The organism is Salinivibrio sp. IB868, assembly GCF_001995655.1.
Taxonomy (GTDB): Bacteria; Pseudomonadota; Gammaproteobacteria; order Enterobacterales; family Vibrionaceae; genus Salinivibrio; species Salinivibrio siamensis.
On the sequence record NZ_MUEW01000012.1, the window covers coordinates 126790 to 146269 of the forward strand.

At 47.0% G+C, this 19480-nt stretch carries 15 protein-coding genes; 13 read left to right on the top strand and 2 right to left on the bottom strand.

Annotated features, from left to right (window positions below; all coding sequences use genetic code 11):
• The first annotated feature begins 25 nt into the window (after positions 1-25).
• The gene (gene malF / locus BZG20_RS13450; RefSeq protein ID WP_077579337.1) at positions 26-1600 is read left to right on the top strand and encodes a maltose ABC transporter permease MalF; all 1575 of its coding nucleotides are present in this window, start codon (positions 26-28) and stop codon (positions 1598-1600) included.
• A gap of 11 nt (positions 1601-1611) precedes the next feature.
• Positions 1612-2502: a maltose ABC transporter permease MalG gene (gene malG, locus BZG20_RS13455; protein WP_046075898.1), complete on the top strand. Its 891-nt coding sequence runs from the start codon at positions 1612-1614 to the stop codon at positions 2500-2502.
• 83 nt (positions 2503-2585) lie between these two features.
• Here the strand turns inward: malG and BZG20_RS13460 are convergent, their stop codons facing one another.
• Positions 2586-4550 carry an alpha-amylase family glycosyl hydrolase gene (locus tag BZG20_RS13460; protein ID WP_077579338.1) on the bottom strand — a complete coding sequence of 655 codons (1965 nt, stop codon included), beginning with the start codon at positions 4548-4550 and terminating at the stop codon, positions 2586-2588.
• A 412-nt stretch (positions 4551-4962) separates the two neighbouring features.
• Between BZG20_RS13460 and BZG20_RS13465 the strand changes: the two genes are divergently transcribed.
• Positions 4963-6270, top strand: a complete 1308-nt coding sequence (locus BZG20_RS13465) for a carbohydrate porin (RefSeq protein ID WP_077579339.1) — start codon at positions 4963-4965, stop codon at positions 6268-6270.
• Between the two features lie 65 nt (positions 6271-6335).
• Positions 6336-7199: a MalM family protein gene (locus BZG20_RS13470; RefSeq protein WP_077579340.1), complete on the top strand. Its 864-nt coding sequence runs from the start codon at positions 6336-6338 to the stop codon at positions 7197-7199.
• Between the two features lie 103 nt (positions 7200-7302).
• Here BZG20_RS13470 and BZG20_RS13475 read toward each other — a convergent pair whose 3' ends face one another.
• Complete coding sequence (locus BZG20_RS13475) at positions 7303-9390, bottom strand: methyl-accepting chemotaxis protein (RefSeq protein ID WP_077579341.1); 2088 nt, start codon at positions 9388-9390, stop codon at positions 7303-7305.
• Between the two features lie 802 nt (positions 9391-10192).
• On the opposite strand from BZG20_RS13475, the gene tssB reads away from it, so the two are divergent.
• The 9 genes from tssB to icmH are packed head-to-tail and all read left to right on the top strand — an operon-like array spanning position 10193 to position 19456.
• Positions 10193-10702 (top strand): type VI secretion system contractile sheath small subunit, encoded by a 510-nt coding sequence (gene tssB / locus BZG20_RS13480; protein ID WP_077579342.1) that lies wholly within the window; start codon positions 10193-10195, stop codon positions 10700-10702.
• A 43-nt stretch (positions 10703-10745) separates the two neighbouring features.
• Positions 10746-12218, top strand: coding sequence for a type VI secretion system contractile sheath large subunit (tssC, locus tag BZG20_RS13485; protein WP_077457793.1), 1473 nt, complete (start codon positions 10746-10748; stop codon positions 12216-12218).
• A gap of 2 nt (positions 12219-12220) precedes the next feature.
• Positions 12221-12658, top strand: a complete 438-nt coding sequence (tssE, locus tag BZG20_RS13490; protein WP_077579343.1) for a type VI secretion system baseplate subunit TssE — start codon at positions 12221-12223, stop codon at positions 12656-12658.
• Between the two features lie 5 nt (positions 12659-12663).
• Positions 12664-14433 carry a type VI secretion system baseplate subunit TssF gene (tssF, locus tag BZG20_RS13495; RefSeq protein ID WP_077579344.1) on the top strand — a complete coding sequence of 590 codons (1770 nt, stop codon included), beginning with the start codon at positions 12664-12666 and terminating at the stop codon, positions 14431-14433.
• Positions 14397-15398 carry a type VI secretion system baseplate subunit TssG gene (gene tssG / locus BZG20_RS13500; RefSeq protein WP_077579345.1) on the top strand — a complete coding sequence of 334 codons (1002 nt, stop codon included), beginning with the start codon at positions 14397-14399 and terminating at the stop codon, positions 15396-15398. The genes tssF and tssG overlap by 37 nt, the downstream gene beginning before the upstream one ends.
• Positions 15399-15400: 2 nt before the next feature.
• Entirely contained in the window at positions 15401-16867 is a 1467-nt protein-coding gene (gene tagH, locus BZG20_RS13505; protein WP_077579346.1) for a type VI secretion system-associated FHA domain protein TagH, read from the top strand.
• Positions 16868-16869: 2 nt separating this feature from the next.
• On the top strand, positions 16870-17346 hold the full coding sequence (tssJ, locus tag BZG20_RS13510; protein ID WP_077579347.1) for a type VI secretion system lipoprotein TssJ: 477 nt from the start codon (positions 16870-16872) through the stop codon (positions 17344-17346).
• 5 nt (positions 17347-17351) lie between these two features.
• The gene (gene tssK / locus BZG20_RS13515; RefSeq protein ID WP_077579348.1) at positions 17352-18686 is read left to right on the top strand and encodes a type VI secretion system baseplate subunit TssK; all 1335 of its coding nucleotides are present in this window, start codon (positions 17352-17354) and stop codon (positions 18684-18686) included.
• A 2-nt stretch (positions 18687-18688) separates the two neighbouring features.
• A complete protein-coding gene (gene icmH / locus BZG20_RS13520; protein ID WP_077579349.1) occupies positions 18689-19456 on the top strand; it encodes a type IVB secretion system protein IcmH/DotU in 768 nt (255 codons plus the stop codon).
• The last annotated feature ends 24 nt before the right edge of the window (positions 19457-19480 follow it).

The following is a 19480-nucleotide window of genomic DNA, read 5'->3' on the forward strand; positions in this document are numbered from 1 at the left end:
TAAAACTATGTGAGTAGCGTTCCTTATGCAGTCAGTCCAAGGTTCCCAAGCTATGACAACGTCAGGCTCTTCTTTGCCCAGCAGCACAAAAGCGTTCATAAAATGGGCGTTACTGGCTACTGTGGCCATCATCAATGGCTATGCCACCGTCTTGATGTATTCGCGTGGTGAAACTGCCTTTGCCCTGTTAACTGTGGTATTAACCGCACTAGCGCTGTACATTTTTGGCAGTAAAAAAACATACGCCCATCGCTATATCTATCCAGGTATCGCGGGGATGATCCTCTTCATTATTTTTCCGTTGGTTTATACCGTTGGGCTGTCATTCACCAACTATAGCGCCAAAAATCAACTCTCTTTCGAGCGTGCCCAGTCCGTATTACTCGAGCGAACCTTTCAAAGTGGCGACAGTTATCCTTTCTCGTTATATCAAACGGATCAAGGCGTTCGTATTGTGGTGGAAGGCGAAAACACACGTTTTGCCACCAAGCCATTTGAATTTGCAACACTGGCCGATGAAAACTTGTCACTTAGCCCGATTGACAGTGTTGAGGGACAAAAAGCGTCACTTCGCGATGTGATTCAAAATCGAGAGGCGCTCGGTAATCTAGATTTACAATTGTCAGATGATCAAACCATTCGTATGAGTGGGTTACGCAAGTTCGCCGCCATTCAGCCTTTGTATAGTTTGCAAGAGGATGGTCGCACGCTGATCAATAATAAGACGGGTGAGACACTCAAACCCAATGATGAGGTAGGGTATTACCAACCGGTTAATGCTTCGGGTGAGTTTGTTGACGACACGGTGTCGCCCGGTTATGTGGTGCAAATTGGCACCGATAACTTTGAGCGTGTCTGGACAGATGAGGGGATTAAAGAGCCCTTTATTGGCATCTTTATTTGGACGATTGTTTTTTCTGTACTCACCGTAGTGTTTACCCTCTTTATCGGTTTGATATTGGCGAGCTTGGTGCAGTGGGAAGAGCTGAAAGGCAAATCGATCTACCGTTTATTATTGATCCTGCCTTATGCGGTGCCAGCCTTTATTTCGATTCTGATTTTCCGCGGTTTGTTTAACCAAAGCTTTGGTGAAATCAACATGGTATTGGAAGCCCTGTTTGGCATCAGTCCGAATTGGTTCTCTGACCCGTTCTTGGCGCGGAGCATGGTGTTAACTGTCAATACCTGGCTTGGTTTCCCTTATATGATGATCCTCTGTATGGGCTTGCTTAAAGCGATCCCCGATGATCTCTACGAAGCTTCAGCGATTGACGGCGCGAATTTCATTCAGAACTTCACCCGTATTACGCTGCCGATGATGATTAAACCATTAACACCGTTGCTGATTGCTGCTTTTGCTTTTAACTTCAATAACTTTGTGATGATTATGCTGTTAACAGAAGGTGGGCCAAACCGCATTGGCACCACTGAGCCGGCCGGTTATACCGACTTGCTGGTCAGCTACACCTATCGCATCGCCTTTGAAGGTAGTGGTGGTCAAGACTTTGGCTTGGCAAGTGCCATCGCCACACTGATTTTCTTGATTGTCGGGGCACTGGCGTTAATCAACCTCCGCATGACGCAGAAAAACGAGCACTGAGGGACGTAAATATGGCAATGGTACAAGGTAAATCCTTAAAATATCGCGTCTGGGCAACCCATATTGGCTTGTGCTTATTTTTGGCGCTGATCCTATTCCCGCTGTTAATGATTATTGCGATTTCATTCCGTGAAGGGAATTTCGCCACCGGGAGTTTGATCCCGAAAAATCCATCACTTGAACATTGGAAATTAGCATTGGGCTTCCCGGTAACTAATCCGGATGGCTCGGTCACGCCACCGCCGTTTCCCGTTCTATTATGGCTGTGGAATTCGGTAAAAGTGGCCGGGATCACCTCGCTGTTTATCGTGGTGCTCTCAACCACCTCGGCGTATGCCTTTGCGCGTATGCGATTTAAAGGCAAGCAAACCATCTTGAACGCGATGATGATCTTCCAGATGTTCCCGGCGGTGTTGGCATTGGTAGCTATCTACGCCTTGTTTGATAAGTTGGGGCAGTACATTCCGTTCTTGGGGCTCAACACGCACGGTGGCTTGATCTTTGCCTACTTGGGCGGGATTGCATTACACGTTTGGACCATTAAAGGTTACTTCGAGAGCATTGATGGTTCATTGGAAGAAGCCGCAGCACTGGATGGCGCCACGCCATGGCAGGCGTTTAGGCTGGTGCTGCTTCCACTCTCCGTGCCTATCTTGGCTGTGGTCTTTATTCTGTCGTTTATCATGGCGGTAGGTGAGGTGCCAGTTGCTTCGATTCTGTTGTCGGATGTTGATTCGTATACCTTGGCGGTCGGCATGCAGCAGTACTTGTATCCGCAGAACTATCTGTGGGGCGACTTCGCGGCGGCAGCCGTGCTTTCAGCGGTACCGATCACAGGTGTTTTCTTACTCGCCCAACGCTGGTTAGTGGGTGGTTTGACGGCTGGTGGTGTGAAAGGCTAAGGCGTTACGCCCTCAGGCGAAGCAAGAGCGCGAAAGTAAAGGCAGCTAACATTAGCTGCCTTTTTGATGTGGGTAATATTGGGCTACAGCCAGTCACCGTCAATACAGACTACAAAGTGCTTGCCTGCCAATATCAGGGATGGTTCGGGTGTGGTGATAGTCGTTTCATTGGTTGCGCTGTCACAGACAATACGCCACTGATGATTTGGTGGAAGCCGTAGGTTGTGCGCGGTGTCGCCGCTGTTAATGGCAATGAGCAGCGATTGCCCCGCGTCAGAATGATGCGCACCGAGTGTGATCTGACAGCTGAGTGCTTGCAGGCTTGGCCATTGATGATCGTGAATAGGATCGCCATTCGGATGTCGCCACTCAATCTGATTGCAATGGCGCTGTGTGCCACTCAACGCATCAATAAAGCGCGGTATGATAGCATTGCGACGTGCAATCATGGTGGCAAGCCAGTTTGACCAAACATGATCCTGCGTTTGCCAGTTTAACCAACTGATGGAGTTGTCTTGGCAATAGGCATTGTTGTTTCCCTGTTGCGAGTGCCCTAAAACATCGGCCATTAGAATGTGCGGCGTCCCCAGCGAGAAGAGGGTGCTCGCCATCATATTCCTTTTTTGCCGAGTTCTTATCTCAATAATATCAGTATTGTTTGTGGATCCTTCAACACCATAGTTGGCGGAGCGATTATCGCCATGGCCATCTCGGTTGTTCTCGCCATTGGCGTGATTATGCCGCTTGGCATAACTGACCACATCCTGCAGGGTAAAGCCATCATGGTAGGTGATGTAGTTGATGGGCAGGTGATCCGGCCAATACGCTGCGCTGAAAAAGTCGCGTGACCCCATCAACCGCGTGGCGAAATTCTGTAGCATACCTGGCTCTCCTCGCCATAAACTGCGCGTGATGTCGCGGATTTTATCGTTACATTCGGCCCAGTTAACCGGAAATTGTCCTAGCTGATACCCATCGGGGCCTATATCCCATGGTTCCGCAATCAATTTGACCTTAGAAAGGATCGGATCTTGGGCGATGGCATGGAAAAAGGCATTGTGGGGATCAAAGATATCGCCGTCTCGCCCTAAGATGGCGGCGAGATCGAACCGAAACCCATCCACGTGATAGTCGGTAACCCACATCCGTAAGGTGTCGAGCACCTGTTTCAGTGCAGCAGGATGGCGTATATCAATGGTATTGCCACAGCCGGTATGGTTGCGCAGTCGTTGGCCATCATGTAAGTACATGGCATGATCAAGCGCTTTATAATGAAGAATCGGCCCACCTTCTCCGCCTTCTGCCGTGTGATTAAACACCACGTCTAGAATGACTTCGATGTCGTGGCGGTGTAGTTCGCGTATTGCCGTTTTCAGCTCGTTAACCGCATTTTTTTCCGCGTAGCGTGGATCCGGTGCCATCCAAACGTATGGGTTGTAGCCCCAGTAGTTGGTTTTTTGCTGGCTGAGTAAGTGCGGCTCCGGTAAGCAACAGGTAATCGGCAGCAGTTGCAGGCAATTAATCTGATGTTGTTGATAGAACGCCAACATCGCTGGTGACACCAAGCCTAAATAACGTCCTTGCTGTGTTGGCGCGACATCTGGGTGCTGTTGAGTTAGCCCTTTAACATGAGTTTCGAAAATAACGGTGTCGCACATTGAGCGTTGGGGCGATGACACGCCTTGCCAATCAAATAGCTCATGATCGACGACTTGGCAGCGCGCAACCTGTGTGCTTTGCGATGATGTATAGGGAGGCTGATAGGTTAAAGGGCCGGTAATGGCCTGAGCATAAGGGTCAGCCACACACCAGATTTGACCATCATGTGAGACCTCAAAGCTGTATTCTTGCCCTGCAACGACATCAGCAACATCTTGTGTCCAGTAGCCACGCTTATATTCGTGCATAGCGATCCGCTGAGGTTGGTGCGCTTGATGCCACAATAGTAAATGTACGCCGTCCTGGTCTGGCGCATACAGTGTAAACCGACAGCCTGATGGGTGTAATTGCGCCCCTAATACATAAGGAGATGGGAAACAAACCGACATAACTAACACCGTTAAATGAGACGAGTCGCTATTAGAGCGGTTAACTATAAATAATTCAATCTGACGTCACATTTATGATCATTGCCCCTCATGTAATAAAGTTTCATATCTCTATGAATAAAATTATTAATAGTGATCTATTCGACGTTTTGTAGGGGATAAACAAGAAACCCAGTTACCAATTACGCCTTGGTTCAGTGATCGATGTCGACAAGTTAGGATAATCCGCCTTAGCTCCTCCTTACTCCTCCTCCCCCTTCAACCACATCCCTGGATGACGCGCACTTTAGTGTGCAGGGATAGGATATTTCCAGGATAACGAAGAAAGCTAAGCCTTGGACACACTGTCTTTTTCCACTACCCACTGCCGGTGTGAAGGGACACGTAAAAAAGGCGCATTATGGAGTAAGGTATGAGAAAAGTAAGTTTAATTGCGGCGGCTGTCGCAGCTTCTTTCGCAGCGGGTTCTGCTTTAGCTGAAGACAAAGTGGAACAAGGTTGGAAAGTAAATGGGTATGGTCACTTGCTATATAACGTCGGTCAATCTTTGGATTTGAATGAATCCTATGAGCATCGTCGTGATTACCGTGCCGCAGGCGCCTCTTTTTCTGGAAACCCTAATCAAGTTGAGTTCACTGTAACTCGTGGCGATAATTATGATAATGGGGCCTGGTCCAAATATGTAATAAAAACTGAGTATGGTAATAATGAAGGTAGCGGTCGAGGCTTCTACACATCCTCTTCCGGTAGCGAAGGGTTTGGCGAATCAGGGCAGCTTGAATTTAAAGAAGCGTATGTTGAGTTAGGAGATCTACCTTACTTTGCTGAAGGAACGAGCATTTGGGCCGGGAAGCGTTATCTTAACCGTCAAGCAGGTATAATTACGAAAGAATACTGGAAACAATCGTCTGGTGTAGGCGGTGGCGTCCAGTACGAAAATATGGGGCTTGCTTTAGTTTCTGTTGATCCAGGCGATAGCTTCGAATCTAAAAAAGATAAAACTGACGACAACGGCAGTAGCACTACGTTGACATCTTTAGACCTTTACTATTCTGGATTTGAAGCTCTCAGTGGACGTTTTGACTTCGATATTAAATTTATGTCGCGAGAAAATGTTGATGAAGATCAAACAGCAGAAGATGGTCTGGGTCTAGGTATTACGTATTCTCGCGATTATTATGGTTTTGATGGTTGGACAACAACAGCACTAACTTATGGTAAAGGAATAGCTAGTACAAAAGGCTTGAACTTCGGTCAGTGGGTTGATGGATGGGGTAAAGATGATGAATCTATATTCTTTACGTCCTATGGTGTTGCCAACGTTTCAGATAATTTGCAGCTTGGTACGGAGCTTGTTTACTGGAAGTTGTACAACGATAAAACGGATTCTGTTTGGGGCTCTAAAGATGGGGTTCAGAGATTCTTCTTAGGTGCCACCCCATCTTACAAAGTTAACGAAAATCTGCGCCTAGAAACGACATTAACGTACGCAGTTGAAAGCTTGGGAGAAGATGGAACATGGGGAAGGGAAGATGCGGATACAAGTTTTTTCACCGCAACGTTTGCTCCTGTGTTTACAGCTAATGCTGACTACTGGGGACGCCCACAAATTAAACCGTTTGTCACTTACATGAGCTCAAGTGAAGATACGTATAACTGGAGCAAAGATGCCGAGGGAGATGAGACAAGGTTTGGTATTGAAGCGGAAATCTGGTTCTAATCACTCAGTAATCACTGTTTTTACTAAGGCGGCCTTATCGGTCGCCTTTTTTAGAGGTTTGTATAATGAATCTTGGTTGTAACAATAAAACGAGTGTCAAAGGTTTAAGCTTTGCCCTGGTGGCAATGTTAATTTCTGGATGTGCAACGTCTGTGCCCCAGCAAATGCCCTTAATGCCTGCAGATAATGTGAGCTGTTGTGATTCTCTGAAGCAGCTTTCTTATGTGCCCTTGAAAGAGGACGAAGAAATAAATGTTTCTTTGAGTAATAAATCGACCGTCTTTAACTTTGATGAGGGAAGTAGCTATTCGCAAAGTTTTGCATTTAGTCCTCGAACAAAGTCGGCGAGTGTCACAGTAAAGTCGATGATGAGAAATGGCCAAGCATTCAGTCCTAATGTGCTGCTTTTAAATAAAGATCATGAGGTTGTTGACAAAGTCACTTATCGTAAATTTAAAACACAATCGGCTGTTCTCACTAAACCAAGCCAGTTGATTGCAAGCTTTGATGCTAAAAATGCTCGTTATATGATTATCTATACGGATCGACGTAAATTAGGTAGCAAAATTGTCATTCCCCACCCAGCCAAAGTTAGGGCAAAACAGTTTGGAGAACCGATGCCCATGGTTACTGATCCAAGTTACCAGCGCGTTTCCGTCGGGAAACTAGCAATATCTATCCACACTACACAATATGCGAGTTATTCCAATGATGATGAACGCGTAAGCATCCTTTCTAACAACCCTTCAAATCCAGGTAAACCGCAACAAGAAAGCGTTAGTTTTTATCACCAGGCTATTCGGACCGCCATTGCAGACAACGATGTCGGCAAAGCAATGGGCTTGCTGCGTGATGCGGAGCAATTGGGTATTACTGACGCTGACCAAGTCTTTCGTGACGCGATGAAAGCACAATTAGACAAGAAGTAATCTCACCATTTAAGCTACGTTTTACATCACGTCTTCAACAAGACATAACCTCAAAAGGGCAACGTTGGTTGCCCTTTTTTAGTATGAGAGGTAAGGCTGGAAACTAGACCGTAAACGTATCGACCAGTTGGCGAATCGTTTTGGCCTCGTGGTTGAGGGTTTGGTTTGCGCCTTGCGCTTGCTCACTGAGTGACAAGGTTTGTTCTATGCGTTGTGACAGTGCTTGGATGTTTTCAGCCACCTGCTGAGAGACTGCACTTTGCTCTTCCGCCGCGCCTGCGGTTTGGTAATTGATATCGCCTAGCTGCTGCACCAAATCAACAATCTCGGTTAGGGTCTCCTGCACGGAAACACTCGCTTGATAACCCTCCGCCGCACCACGCTCACCTTGTTGGATGACGGCTTCAATATCGGTAAGGAGTTGGTTGAAGGTTTCAAGCGTCGATACGATTTGGTCGACAGATTTTTGTGAGTGCTGGGCCAAGGCGCGCACCTCGTCAGCGACGACCGCAAACCCTCGGCCAGCTTCACCGGCGCGTGCCGACTCAATCGCGGCATTGAGCGCTAGCAAGTTGGTTTGATCTGAAATGCCGCGAATGTCGTCGAGTAGAGAGGCAATATCGCTACCACTGGCTTTGACTTCGCTGACAAAACTGTTGGCTTTTTGCAGATCTGTGTTGGCGGTTTGGTTACGTGCCACATTGTTAGCCACATTCTCCATGCATTGATTCAGCGATGAAACCACTGCGGTATTTTTCTCTTTTGAGGCTTCAGAGTTGGTTGCCACATCTTTTGAGGTCGCGGTCAGTTGCTCCATTGCCGTCGCGGCTTGGTGTAATGTCTCGGTATTATCAGACAGGGCTTGGTGGGCATCGGTGATGGCGTTATTGGCGGTCGTTGATGTGTCGGACAAACGTCCACCTGCTTGTTGAATTTGTCCCACCATCGATTGCAGCGCATCCAACATGTGATTGACTGAGTGTTTAATACGATCAATCTCTGTCTTACCATTAACCGACAAGCGCTGCGTTAAATCGCCACCACCTTGGGCTATCGCTTGAATCGATTGCTCGACGCTACTCAGCGGTGCTAATTGACGTTTGATAACGATTTGAATGATCACAAAGGCCAGCAGAAGCACGAGGCCACTCACCCAATATATGGTGTTTTGAATATCGCTTTCGGCGTCTGTCATCATTTGATTCAGCTGTGTGACGGGTGCCATCGCGGCCTGCTTGGGGGTCACAATCATCACTGACCACGTCTGAGACATATTGCCAAATTCGATCGGTTGCGACACATAAAAGTGCGAATCGGTTTGTTTGAATTGGCTTTTATGGCTTTGCTTTTGAAGCTTGGCAAGAGAGTGATAAGCGGGAGAGGATAGTTTGGAGACCGCGGCACCATGCTGGACTTGTTGATCGGTGCTGGCAACGATTCGGCCATTTTGACTGACAACAAACAGCTTACCGTTAGTGTCGGCACGTTTAGCCAGAATGGACTGGATTTGTGCTGTAGTCAGTGTACTACCCACCATGGCAACGGCCTTATCGAAGCGGAAAACGGGGGTTGTCACATCAAACACCGTTTGGGTTTTGCCATTAATCTCAGCGGTTCTCGGGTCGGTGATACAATCTTTTTGTGTGCTCACCGGGCATTGATACCAAGGGTTAGTTTCAGAGAAATTTTGCGCAGCGGTAAGGTGCATTTCCCCGCTCTCATCTACCGACACAGACGGCACATAGCGTCCGTCTGCAGCGCTTGTTGGGTCGCCGTAGTAAAAAGCATCGGCGCCTAACACGTTTTTTTGCCACTCGGTGTAGATATTGTGCCATTCAGGTTGGCGTTTCAAAATCGAATACATGATCCGAGGTATATCATCTCGGTCGAGGATCCGTGCTGACTTATTCTTTTCCGCTTCGGAGGTATAAATCTGAGCGATAGTCCGTACCGTATCGAGGGGAGAGGCAATATACGCATGGATCTCCTCGCTAATCGCTGTCGCGCGATTTTGCATCTTAATCACTTGATCACGCTTTACGTTTTCAGTGACCTGGGATGACATTGCTGACTGACTGCTATTCAGCGTTGACAAGGAAACGGCACTCACTGCTCCAAGACCGATCAGGACGATGGACGAGGCAGCTAAGCTTATCCGTTGACTTATAGAAAGGGTACGCAACTTTTTCATAATCACTATCCGCACAAAGAAAACCGCACAAAGAAATACTCTGATTCGTCGAGTGGCGAGACAATGGCGTCGTGCGAAGAGTGATGGCACAACCTGTAGCGCGCCGACAGAGACGATAAGTGACACTAGTGTTACTTAATTAAGAAAAGGACACATCCTCCTAAGCAACGAGCGAAGAGAGGAGGAGAACAAAGGGAGGAGAGGGTATACGCACAACATAAGTGTTAGTGGTTCGAGTGCACATCTTGCGCGTGTTGTCGCGTTTAATGTGTCGCGATGATCACACGATTTCCACTCTATGCCTGTTCAAATACGGCTCTATTCACATTTTCATCACTAAAGTGTCGAGGTGGATGAATATGGAGGAGGTCAGATGGCTAGGTATCTGCTAGCCCACTACCTTCCCATTATTCTCATTATGTGAAGCTAAATACCTAAAGGTAATAAGATATTTCTTAATGACACTAGAGGTTGTTTAATTATATTCCCGTAAATAAAAAAGGGTATTTACCCTTATTCTAGAGCTATTGCTCACTAACGTATTATTTACACCTACCCATGTCATGGAATTGTCAAAATGTCAGAAAACCGTACCTTTTTGCCAATAAAAAATAAAAATGAGGCATTGCTCCAAATTTGTGCAATTTTAATTAATGTCTAATTTTTCGTTATGTATGCTGGCGCACCGTCAGTGATAGCAGCACAGCGAGTCATTGATGTTTTTAAGATGTTAACGCAGTTCAGCGTGACAGGGTCACTCCTGGCTGTGCTGTCATTTTGGTGAAGGTATCGAGGGTTCAAAGTGTCCAAAGAAGGAAGCGTAGCGCCTAAAGAGCGCATTAATATCAAGTACGTCCCCGCGACGGGTGACCAGCAAGCAGAAGTGGAGCTCCCGCTAAAAACCTTGGTTGTTGGTGATTTTAAGGGGCATACAGAAGAGACGCCCGTTGAAGACCGTGCAACAGTTTCTGTAGATAAAAACAATTTTGAAGATGTGATGCGCGAGAGCAATTTGCGTCTGTCCACCACGGTAAAAAATCAACTTGTCGACGATGAAGATGCAGAATTGCCTGTCGAGCTGTCTTTTAAATCCATGAGTGATTTTGCGCCAGACTCGGTTGCTGACCAAGTTCCTGAGCTCAAAAAGCTGATTGAGCTTCGTGAAGCTTTGGTTGCATTGAAAGGTCCTCTAGGCAACATTCCTGCTTTCCGCGATCGTTTGCAGGAGCTGCTTAATTCTGAGGAGTCTCGTGAAAAGTTGCTTGCTGAGCTAAATATCGTCGGTGGCGATGATGATGCTCCGAAAGAGTAATTGATTCAAATTAGTAGTTAATTAAGTCTTAGGAAATAGAAACATGTCTACAAGTGAATCAGTCGTAGAGTCTCCTGAAGTAAAAGAAGGTGGCTTACTTGACGAGATCATGGCGCAAACGCGTATTGAGCCTAGCGAAGAGGGCTATGATGTCGCCAAAAAAGGCGTTGCAGCCTTTATTGAAAACCTCGTGGGTAATGATCAAACACAAGAGCCTGTGAATAAGTCTCTTGTCGATCAGATGCTCGTTGAGCTTGATAAAAAGATCAGTGCTCAAATGGACGAAATTTTGCACGACACGTCTTTCCAAGAAATGGAATCAGCGTGGCGTGGGCTTAAATTGTTTGTCGACCGTACTGACTTCCGCGAGAACAACAAAGTTGACATCTTGCACGTTACCAAAGAAGAGTTGCTAGACGACTTTGAATTCGCGCCAGAAACAACACAATCAGGCCTGTATAAGCACGTATACTCGTCAGGTTATGGTCAATTTGGTGGTGAGCCAACAGGCGCCATTATTGGTAACTATGCCTTTACGCCATCAACCCCAGATATGAAGCTGCTGCAATATATGGGTGCGCTGGGCGCCATGGCACATGCGCCATTTATTTCAAGCGTCGGGCCAGAGTTCTTTGGCATTGAGTCGTTTGAGGAGCTTCCAAACATCAAAGATGTTAAATCTATCTTTGAGAGCCCTAAATACACGAAATGGCGCTCATTACGTGAGTCTGAAGATGCACGCTATCTTGGCCTGGCCGCGCCACGCTTCCTATTACGTGTGCCTTACGATCCAACGGAGAACCCGATCAAGTCTTTCGTTTACCACGAAAACGTCAGTCAAGATCATGAGCATTATCTTTGGGGTAACACCGCGTTTGCATTTGCAACACGCCTGACGGATAGCTTCGCCAAGTATCGCTGGTGTCCGAACATCATTGGTCCACAGAGCGGCGGTGCAGTAGAAGATCTGCCTGTTCACGTTTATGAATCAATGGGTGCCCTACAGACCAAGATCCCAACCGAAGTCTTGATCACCGATCGCAAAGAGTTCGAACTTGCGGAAGAAGGCTTTATTGGTCTGACAATGCGCAAAGGCAGTGACAATGCGGCGTTCTTCTCTGCTAACTCCATTCAGAAGCCTAAGGTATTCCCAAATACCAAAGAAGGTAAAGAAGCAGAGACGAACTACAAGCTTGGTACACAGCTTCCTTACATGATGATTATTAATCGTCTAGCGCACTACATCAAGGTGCTACAACGTGAGCAAATTGGCTCTTGGAAAGAGCGCCAAGACCTTGAGCGCGAGCTAAACACCTGGCTGAAGCAATATGTTGCTGACCAAGAGAACCCACCAGCAGACGTGCGTAGCCGTCGACCACTTCGTGCTGCCAAAATTGAAGTAAGCGATGTGGAAGGGAACCCTGGTTGGTATCAGGTGTCGCTAGCTGTTCGTCCTCACTTTAAGTATATGGGTGCGAACTTTGAGCTGTCTCTTGTTGGTAGGCTTGATCAGTAATCATGTCATACGTTGCGCTAGAAGACAGTGCATTTGGTGTCGGCTTCTTGGAGCGTCTAGAAGCCGATGCTAAGCCTGTTTCAATTACTCAGGGGCCGAGCAGTCCAGACGTAGTGAGATCGATAAAACGTAATATCGCTAATGTGTTGAATACGCGTATTGGTGGTGCGCAAAGCTCGCCTGGCTTGGGGCTGATCGATTTTAACGACGCGACACTCGAAAGCTTAGATCTGTCGCTGAGGGTCAAGTTAGCCATTAAAGGATGTTTGGAAAGATATGAGCCTAGGCTAACCAATATTTTGGTGACATCAGATTTTGATCCGCACTCGCCACTTATGCTGCGATTCAACATTGTTGCCACCGTGAATAGCGAAGCGCTCCACGAGAAAGTTCAACTTAGCTTGCTTTTAGACCAGAACCGCCAATATCGAGTGTTGTAAACCGCATGACGCAAGACAAGTATTTTCGAGAAGAGCTCGCGTTTTTAAAAGAGCAAGGTAAAGCCTTTACTGAACTGCACCCCCAGCTCGCACGCTTTTTACATGGTCGACATACAGACCCAGATGTAGAGCGTTTGTTGGAGGGATTTGCGTTTTTAACCGGCAAGCTGCGCGAAAAAGTTGATGATGATTTTCCTGAGCTGACTCACTCGATTATCAATATGCTCTGGCCTAACTATTTACGCCCAGTGCCGAGTATGTGTATCGCGCAATTTAAGCCAGAAGGGAGTTTGAGCGAAAAGCAAGTTGTTGCTAAGGGGACGGAGCTTGACAGTAAGCCTGTTATGGAAACCCAGTGTCGCTTTCAAACTTGCCGAGAGGTTGAGTTGTACCCGCTGTATTGTTCTAACGTTCACGCTGAACACACACGTGAAGCGACGACAATTCAGCTGCAAATGACCTTAGACGGTGATATGTCGGTACGAGATGCCAACATCAACACGCTGCGTTTTTACATTGGTGGTGATAAATATAGCGCACAAATGATCTATTTGTGGCTGAGTCATCATCTCGAAAAACTCACGGTACACGTCGATGGCACTGAGTTCTCGCTACCAAGAGATGCGTTTTCATCGGTTGGATTTAATCCTGGCGATGGTCTATTGCCATATCCACAAAATGTGTATGACGGTTATCGTGTCCTACAGGAATATTTGTCATTTCCTGAAGCGTTTCATTTCTTTGATATTAGCGGCTTAGATAAGGCAATACCGAACAATGTCTACGGCCAGTTTACGGTGCAGTTACATTTGTCTAAAACGTTGCCGTCAGATGTCAGAGTGAGATCAGAGAGCTTTCAGCTATATTGCACCCCCGTCATTAACTTGTTTGATCATGACGCAGACCCGATCGATCTCACCGGAAAGAGCACTGAATACAAAGTTATTCCATCAAGCGGTAAGCCAGCCCATTATGAAGTGTTCAGTATTGATAGTGTCACGGGTCGGCAAGACAAAGTCATTGATGGTAAACCGGTACGTGGTCAAAAGCGGGTTTATACCCCGTTTGAGAGCTTTCAACATGAAGTAGAGCGGGTGCGTAATCGAGAAACCCTTTATTACCGCTCACGGGTAAAAAACAGCATTCGCGGGGATGGTTTTGATTCTTTTATCTCGTTTATTCGCGGGGATGAGTCAGCATCCGTCGATGTCGATGAGGCGGTGTCAATTAAGCTGACCTGCACAAATCGTCAACTTCCATTGGACTTAGGTGTCGGAGATATTTGCTATCCAACGGACAGTTCACCGCCATTTGCAGAGTTCGAAAACATTACAATCCCAACGCAAGCATTGAGGCCTGTGCTGGATGGCAGCTTGCTATGGATGTTGATTTCTAATTTATCGTTGAATTACTTGTCGCTCCTGTCAAAAGACGCATTGAGCTGTGTATTAACCGCTTATGATTTTCGTGCGTTGGTGGATCGTCAAGCAGAGCGAGTGGGTAAGAAACGCCTAGACGCGATTGAAGATATTAAATCCAAGCCCATGGATAAGTTATTACGTGGCATGCCGGTTCGAGGCTTGCAGTCCACGATTTATCTCAATCAAGACGGCTTTGGCTCGGAAGGCGATTTATATTTATTTGGAACGGTGCTCAGCCACTTTTTCTCGTTATACGCGAGTATTAATTCTTTTCATGAGCTTACCGTTATCAACACAACGAATAACGAGACCTATACATGGCAGACGAGAGTCGGGATGCAACCACTCATCTAGAGGAGTTGGCACCTAGTGCGGCTGATCTTGTTCAAGATGCGCGAGTGTATAGCTTCTTCCAACTTGTTGAGCTTTTACAAAAGCATAAAGGGTTGAACCCTGAGGAAGAAGAGTGGGAGCGCGAGTGTCAGCTGGTGTTTAGCGCTAATCCCAGTCTTGGATTTGCTGCGTCAGATATATCATCGCTTGATCAGGTTAACGATCACACGGTGATGTTAACGAACTTTTTAGGGCTAGCAGGTTCGCAATCACCATTGCCGGCATTTATTACCGAGCAGCTTCTCCATGAAGAGCCTGGCGGTATTAAAAGACCATTTTTGGACTTTTTTAATAATCGGCTAATCGCGTTGGTATACCGGATCTGGCGTAAATATCGTTATTACGTGAGGTTTCAGCCAGGTGCAGAAGATCAGTTCTCTGCGCAGCTCTTCGCGCTTGTTGGGTTAGGAGATCCCCAGTTAAGGGGTGAGACCCCAATCAACTGGTGCAAAATGTTGGCCTATGCCGGCACGCTAGCGGGGAGAAGTCGTTCGCCAACTGTGGTTTCCGGCATCATTGCGCATTGTTTTGACCTTGAACAGGTTGAAATCCGCCAATGGGTGACTCGCAAAGTGAAAATAGCCAAGGAGCAGCAAATGTCTCTTGGGTGCATGAACGGGCGCTTAGGCGAGGACACCGTGATTGGCGAGTCGGTCTTTGATTGCAATGGCAAGTTTGTTATTTGCATCAAAAACCTGACCCGAGAGCGCTTTAACGACTTTCTGCCTGTGGGTAAAGAGTATCAGCCACTGTGCAAATTAGTTGAGTTCATTTTACGTGAGCAAATGGCGTTCGACATAGAGCTGTCGATGACAGACGAAGAAACGCCCGCGCTTCAATTAGGAAAACAGGTTGCGCTGGGATGGACGTCTTTCCTTGGGAAAGACTTGCAAGACAAGCGTGTACTCATTCAGGTAAGGCAATAAACATGGTCTCTCAACATCAAAACGGCATAACACTCGTGGTCGCGAACGCGCAAACCCTAGAGTCTGGGTTGTCGGCACAGATTCGCTTTGTTGAGACGGGTGGCACCATTGGATCGTCTGCAATGGCGAGCTGGCGATTGAAAGATCGAATGGCGCGTGTTCATGACGTGCATTGTGAAATCTTGGTGGTTGATGGCGCTTTTTGTGTCCGTGATGAGTGTGGACAAACGTTTGTTAACGGAACAGAGATGCCGTTAGGAAAAGGACAGCTTGCACGATTGGCACACAAAGATGAAATGCAAATTGGCCCTTACCAAGTGCGTGTGCTGACGGGCGAAGAGGGTGACGTTGATACGGGCCATATTGATACGCTTTTTGACAGCAATCATACCGATTTACTGGCTCACGCCAATGAACCCGTTGATGTAGAACCCGAGCTAGAAGATGCCTCTGCGCCTATTGATCCCCTCGTGGAGCTAGAAGCGAAGTCATCCTCTCAGGGAGCAAATTGGTTGCTGGATGATGGTCCATCAGCGCAAGACACAGAGACAGATAGCCTCGTCTCGAAAAAAAACCTAGTCGAAAAACGACCTTCTTTTACACCGCAAGCGGATAGCGAAGATGTGATGTCGGCCTCGGTGAGGTTAAAACGTATTTTTGGGTTCGGCCAAAAAAAGCAACGCGATAGTCGTTATCACTCAGACGAGACAGTACAGAGTGCGCCTCGAGTTGAAACGGCACCACAGACTCCATCGAAATTGACAGACAGTGAGACGAAGCCAATGGATGAAAAAGAATTAGGACTTCTCGAACAAGAAGTGGCGAAAAGTTTGAATAGTGATGCACCCTCTTCGAGAGAAGAAGGTGGGCATGGTCAGCATTTATTGACCGGGCCCATGTTGGAAGGGCTGGGAGTGCGTGTCACCAATGAACAAGACGTTCAACGTATGCACTTCCTCTCTCAGGAGATGGGGCAGTCTTTGCAAGCGTGCTTAAAAGGACTACTTGCACTGCACGAGCAAGCGGCAGAAGGGCGTTTTGGTACCATGAACCGCAACTTGCAACCGATTGAAGATAACCCGTTACGCTTAGGGCTTTCATACGAGGAAACGGTTCGCACCATGTATGACGCGGATAAAAGCCTCGTTCATCTGTCTGCACCGGCAGCGATTGCTGAAAGCCTGAAAAACGTCAGAGATCATAATGAAGCGACTCAAGATGCGATTGCGGAAGCACTAGATCAAATCTTGAACGCTTTTTCACCGGACGTGCTATTACGCCGCTTTCAACACTGCCGACGTAATACCGATGCACATGAGGAAGGTGAGTCTGCGTGGGCGTGGGAAATGTATTGTAATTACTACAAAGAGTTAACGTCTAACCGTCAGCAAGGTTTCTCCAAGCTGTTTTGGGAAATTTTCGAGCAAGTATACGACAAGCGTATTCGTGAAAAACAGCTGGAGGGCTAATTATGTTTAAGAAGCTCAGCATTGTGTGTGTGTTCTTGTTATTAACCGCATGCAGTTCTTCAGATGAATATAAACCTGAAGAGCAGCCAACCACCGTTACATTTAGCCTTGTCAGTGACGAAGGTGTAAACCCGAATATTGCGGGGGACCCGGCATCGATCGAGGTACAAGTGTTCGAATTGGAAGATGATTCCATGTTCATGTCGGCTGGGTTCGATCAGCTCCGCGCTGATTATGAAGATGCACTCAGTAGTAACTTTATAAATAACTACGACTATGTGCTCACACCGGGCCAGTTTAAATTCGTCAACGCGTTCGAGATTGATGAAGATACCAATTATATCGGTGTGATGGCGCATTTTTCAGAGCCGAATCTGGGTGAATGGAAAAAAGCCGTCAAGGTATTGAATAAAGGCCGGGAATATCACTTGCTCATGTTATTCCAAGATTATGACGTGAAGTTAGAAAAGGTTGAATAAAGTTAATGTTTGCACGTAATCGGGTGATATGGAGCGAAGGGCTCTTTATTAAGCCACAGCATTTTCAGCAGCATCAGCGGTACAGTGAGTACTTATTGGAGGAGCGACTGACTTCGGTAAGCAAGTACTTATATGGTATTTCTGAGCTATCACTGAATCCAGAGTATTTAGCGTTTGGTCGTATTGCGATAGAACGCGCCGTGGGTGTGATGCCAGACGGCACAACCTTTCGCATTCCACAAGAAGATGTGATGCCTGATGCACTTGAAATCGAAGATGGCTCGCTTTCTAACCAACTGGTTTACCTCGCGATTCCGTTGCGCAGTGAATCGATAATGGAAGTGAACTGGCCAGAAGAAAAAGGTTCAGGTCGCTATGAAAGTCGTCGTATTGATGTGCGTGATGTGCAAAGTATTCAGGGCGATACGACCACGTTAGATGTGTCACCAGTGCACTTGCAGTTGATGCTGGAGAAAGAAGATCGCAGCGCTTATGCGGCGATCCCTATCGCGCGTATTTCTGAAAAGCGTCCCGACGGCAGTGTGGTTCTGGATCAAGACTTTATTCCTTGTCATTTCAATGTGGCGGGCAATGCAACATTGCACCGCTTTATCAACGAAATGGCCGGATTGATGCAGGAACGCGCCAAAAACATCGCTCAACGTATTAGCTCCCCTTCTCAAGGCGGTGTCGCGGATGTATCAGACTTTATGTTATTGCACTCGCTAAACCGCCTTTATCCGCAAATGAAACACCTTGCATCGTTAGGCAGCTTGCACCCTGAACGCCTGTATGAGTGTTTATCGTCAATTTGTGGAGAATTGGCAACCTTTACCGATGAAAGCCGATTAGCGCCTGCCATGCCTGCTTATAACCATGATATGCCGGGTGACGCGTTCTGGCCGGTTATTCGCTTCTTGCGTCAAAGTCTCAGCGTGGTGTTGGAGCCGCGTGCAGTCTCCATTCAGCTGGACAAACGCAATTACGGGCTTATGGTTGCGCCGATTCAAGATCCGCAACTTATGGACTCTGCAGAGTTCATTGTGGCGGTGAAAGCGCGGATGCCACTCGACGAGCTACGACGCTTATTTACTCAGCAAACCAAGGTGTCTTCTGTTGAGAAAATCCGTGAGCTGATCTCTTTACAACTCCCTGGTATCCCACTGATCCCGCTGCCTGTTGCACCACGCCAACTGCCATATCACGCGGGTTACACCTATTACCAGTTGGATAAAGAAAGTGCGGCTTGGTCGATGCTGGCAAACTCCAGTGGCTTTGCATTCCACGTCGCGGCGGCGTTTGAAGACCTTGACATTCAATTCTGGGCAATAAGAGATTGATTATGGCTGCGACTGACGAAAGTGTGTTTAACGATCTTCTTTTTGATGACGTTGAGAAAATTAATCACGACCAAGATTACTGGTTTCAGCTACGTGGGCATAACCCCAATGCGCTGGTGGATGCAGCAACGCCTCTGTTTGGCCTTGCTCTGCGTGTTCGTTCACTTTCAAGCTGTGAGAATATTGAACAAATCTACCACCAGACCATTGAAGAAATAAAAGCGATTGAAATCGAGCTTTCCGAACAAGGGTATGAGCATGCCGTACTGATGGCATATCGCTATATCTTGTGCACATTCCTCGACGAAGCTGTGATGGGGACGGCATGGGGTGCTTCCACTTGTTGGGCTGAACACTCGATGCTTTCACGTTTTCACAATGAAACATGGGGGGGTGAGAAAGTATTTACCATTTTAGGTCGCTTGGAAAGTGAACCAGATAGGTACCGACCACTGTTAGTTTTTATTTATCACTGCTTGTGTTTGGGCTTTGAGGGTAAGTACCGCGTCATTGACGGTGGAAGTGCTCAACGCGAGAAAGTGATTAAAAGACTGCACGATCAATTGCTAGGTGATGAAAGGCAGCCGAAGCAATTAGGTGAGGCGAGTGATCATGTTGTGAGCACTCGTTATACGCTGAGCCGACAAATGCCGCTTTGGTCTGTATTTGTGGGATTTATCGTCCTTTGGGCCGGTATTTTTGCCGGTTACTCATACTTTCTCCACGAGAAATCTGAAAACGTGCTCAACCAACTGAATCAGTTGTTGTAAGCCAAATAATATTACATTGATTAG

Coding starts and splice junctions, on each gene's coding strand:
- tssJ (WP_077579347.1), top strand. CDS start 16,870: ATGTTTAAGAAGCTCAGCATTGTGTGTGTGTTCTTGTTATTAACCGCA.
- icmH (WP_077579349.1), top strand. CDS start 18,689: ATGGCTGCGACTGACGAAAGTGTGTTTAACGATCTTCTTTTTGATGAC.
- malF (WP_077579337.1), top strand. CDS start 26: ATGCAGTCAGTCCAAGGTTCCCAAGCTATGACAACGTCAGGCTCTTCT.
- tssC (WP_077457793.1), top strand. CDS start 10,746: ATGTCTACAAGTGAATCAGTCGTAGAGTCTCCTGAAGTAAAAGAAGGT.
- malG (WP_046075898.1), top strand. CDS start 1,612: ATGGCAATGGTACAAGGTAAATCCTTAAAATATCGCGTCTGGGCAACC.
- tssG (WP_077579345.1), top strand. CDS start 14,397: ATGGCAGACGAGAGTCGGGATGCAACCACTCATCTAGAGGAGTTGGCA.
- BZG20_RS13475 (WP_077579341.1), bottom strand. CDS start 9,390: ATGAAAAAGTTGCGTACCCTTTCTATAAGTCAACGGATAAGCTTAGCT.
- tssF (WP_077579344.1), top strand. CDS start 12,664: ATGACGCAAGACAAGTATTTTCGAGAAGAGCTCGCGTTTTTAAAAGAG.
- BZG20_RS13470 (WP_077579340.1), top strand. CDS start 6,336: ATGAATCTTGGTTGTAACAATAAAACGAGTGTCAAAGGTTTAAGCTTT.
- tagH (WP_077579346.1), top strand. CDS start 15,401: ATGGTCTCTCAACATCAAAACGGCATAACACTCGTGGTCGCGAACGCG.
- tssE (WP_077579343.1), top strand. CDS start 12,221: ATGTCATACGTTGCGCTAGAAGACAGTGCATTTGGTGTCGGCTTCTTG.
- tssK (WP_077579348.1), top strand. CDS start 17,352: ATGTTTGCACGTAATCGGGTGATATGGAGCGAAGGGCTCTTTATTAAG.
- BZG20_RS13460 (WP_077579338.1), bottom strand. CDS start 4,550: ATGTCGGTTTGTTTCCCATCTCCTTATGTATTAGGGGCGCAATTACAC.
- BZG20_RS13465 (WP_077579339.1), top strand. CDS start 4,963: ATGAGAAAAGTAAGTTTAATTGCGGCGGCTGTCGCAGCTTCTTTCGCA.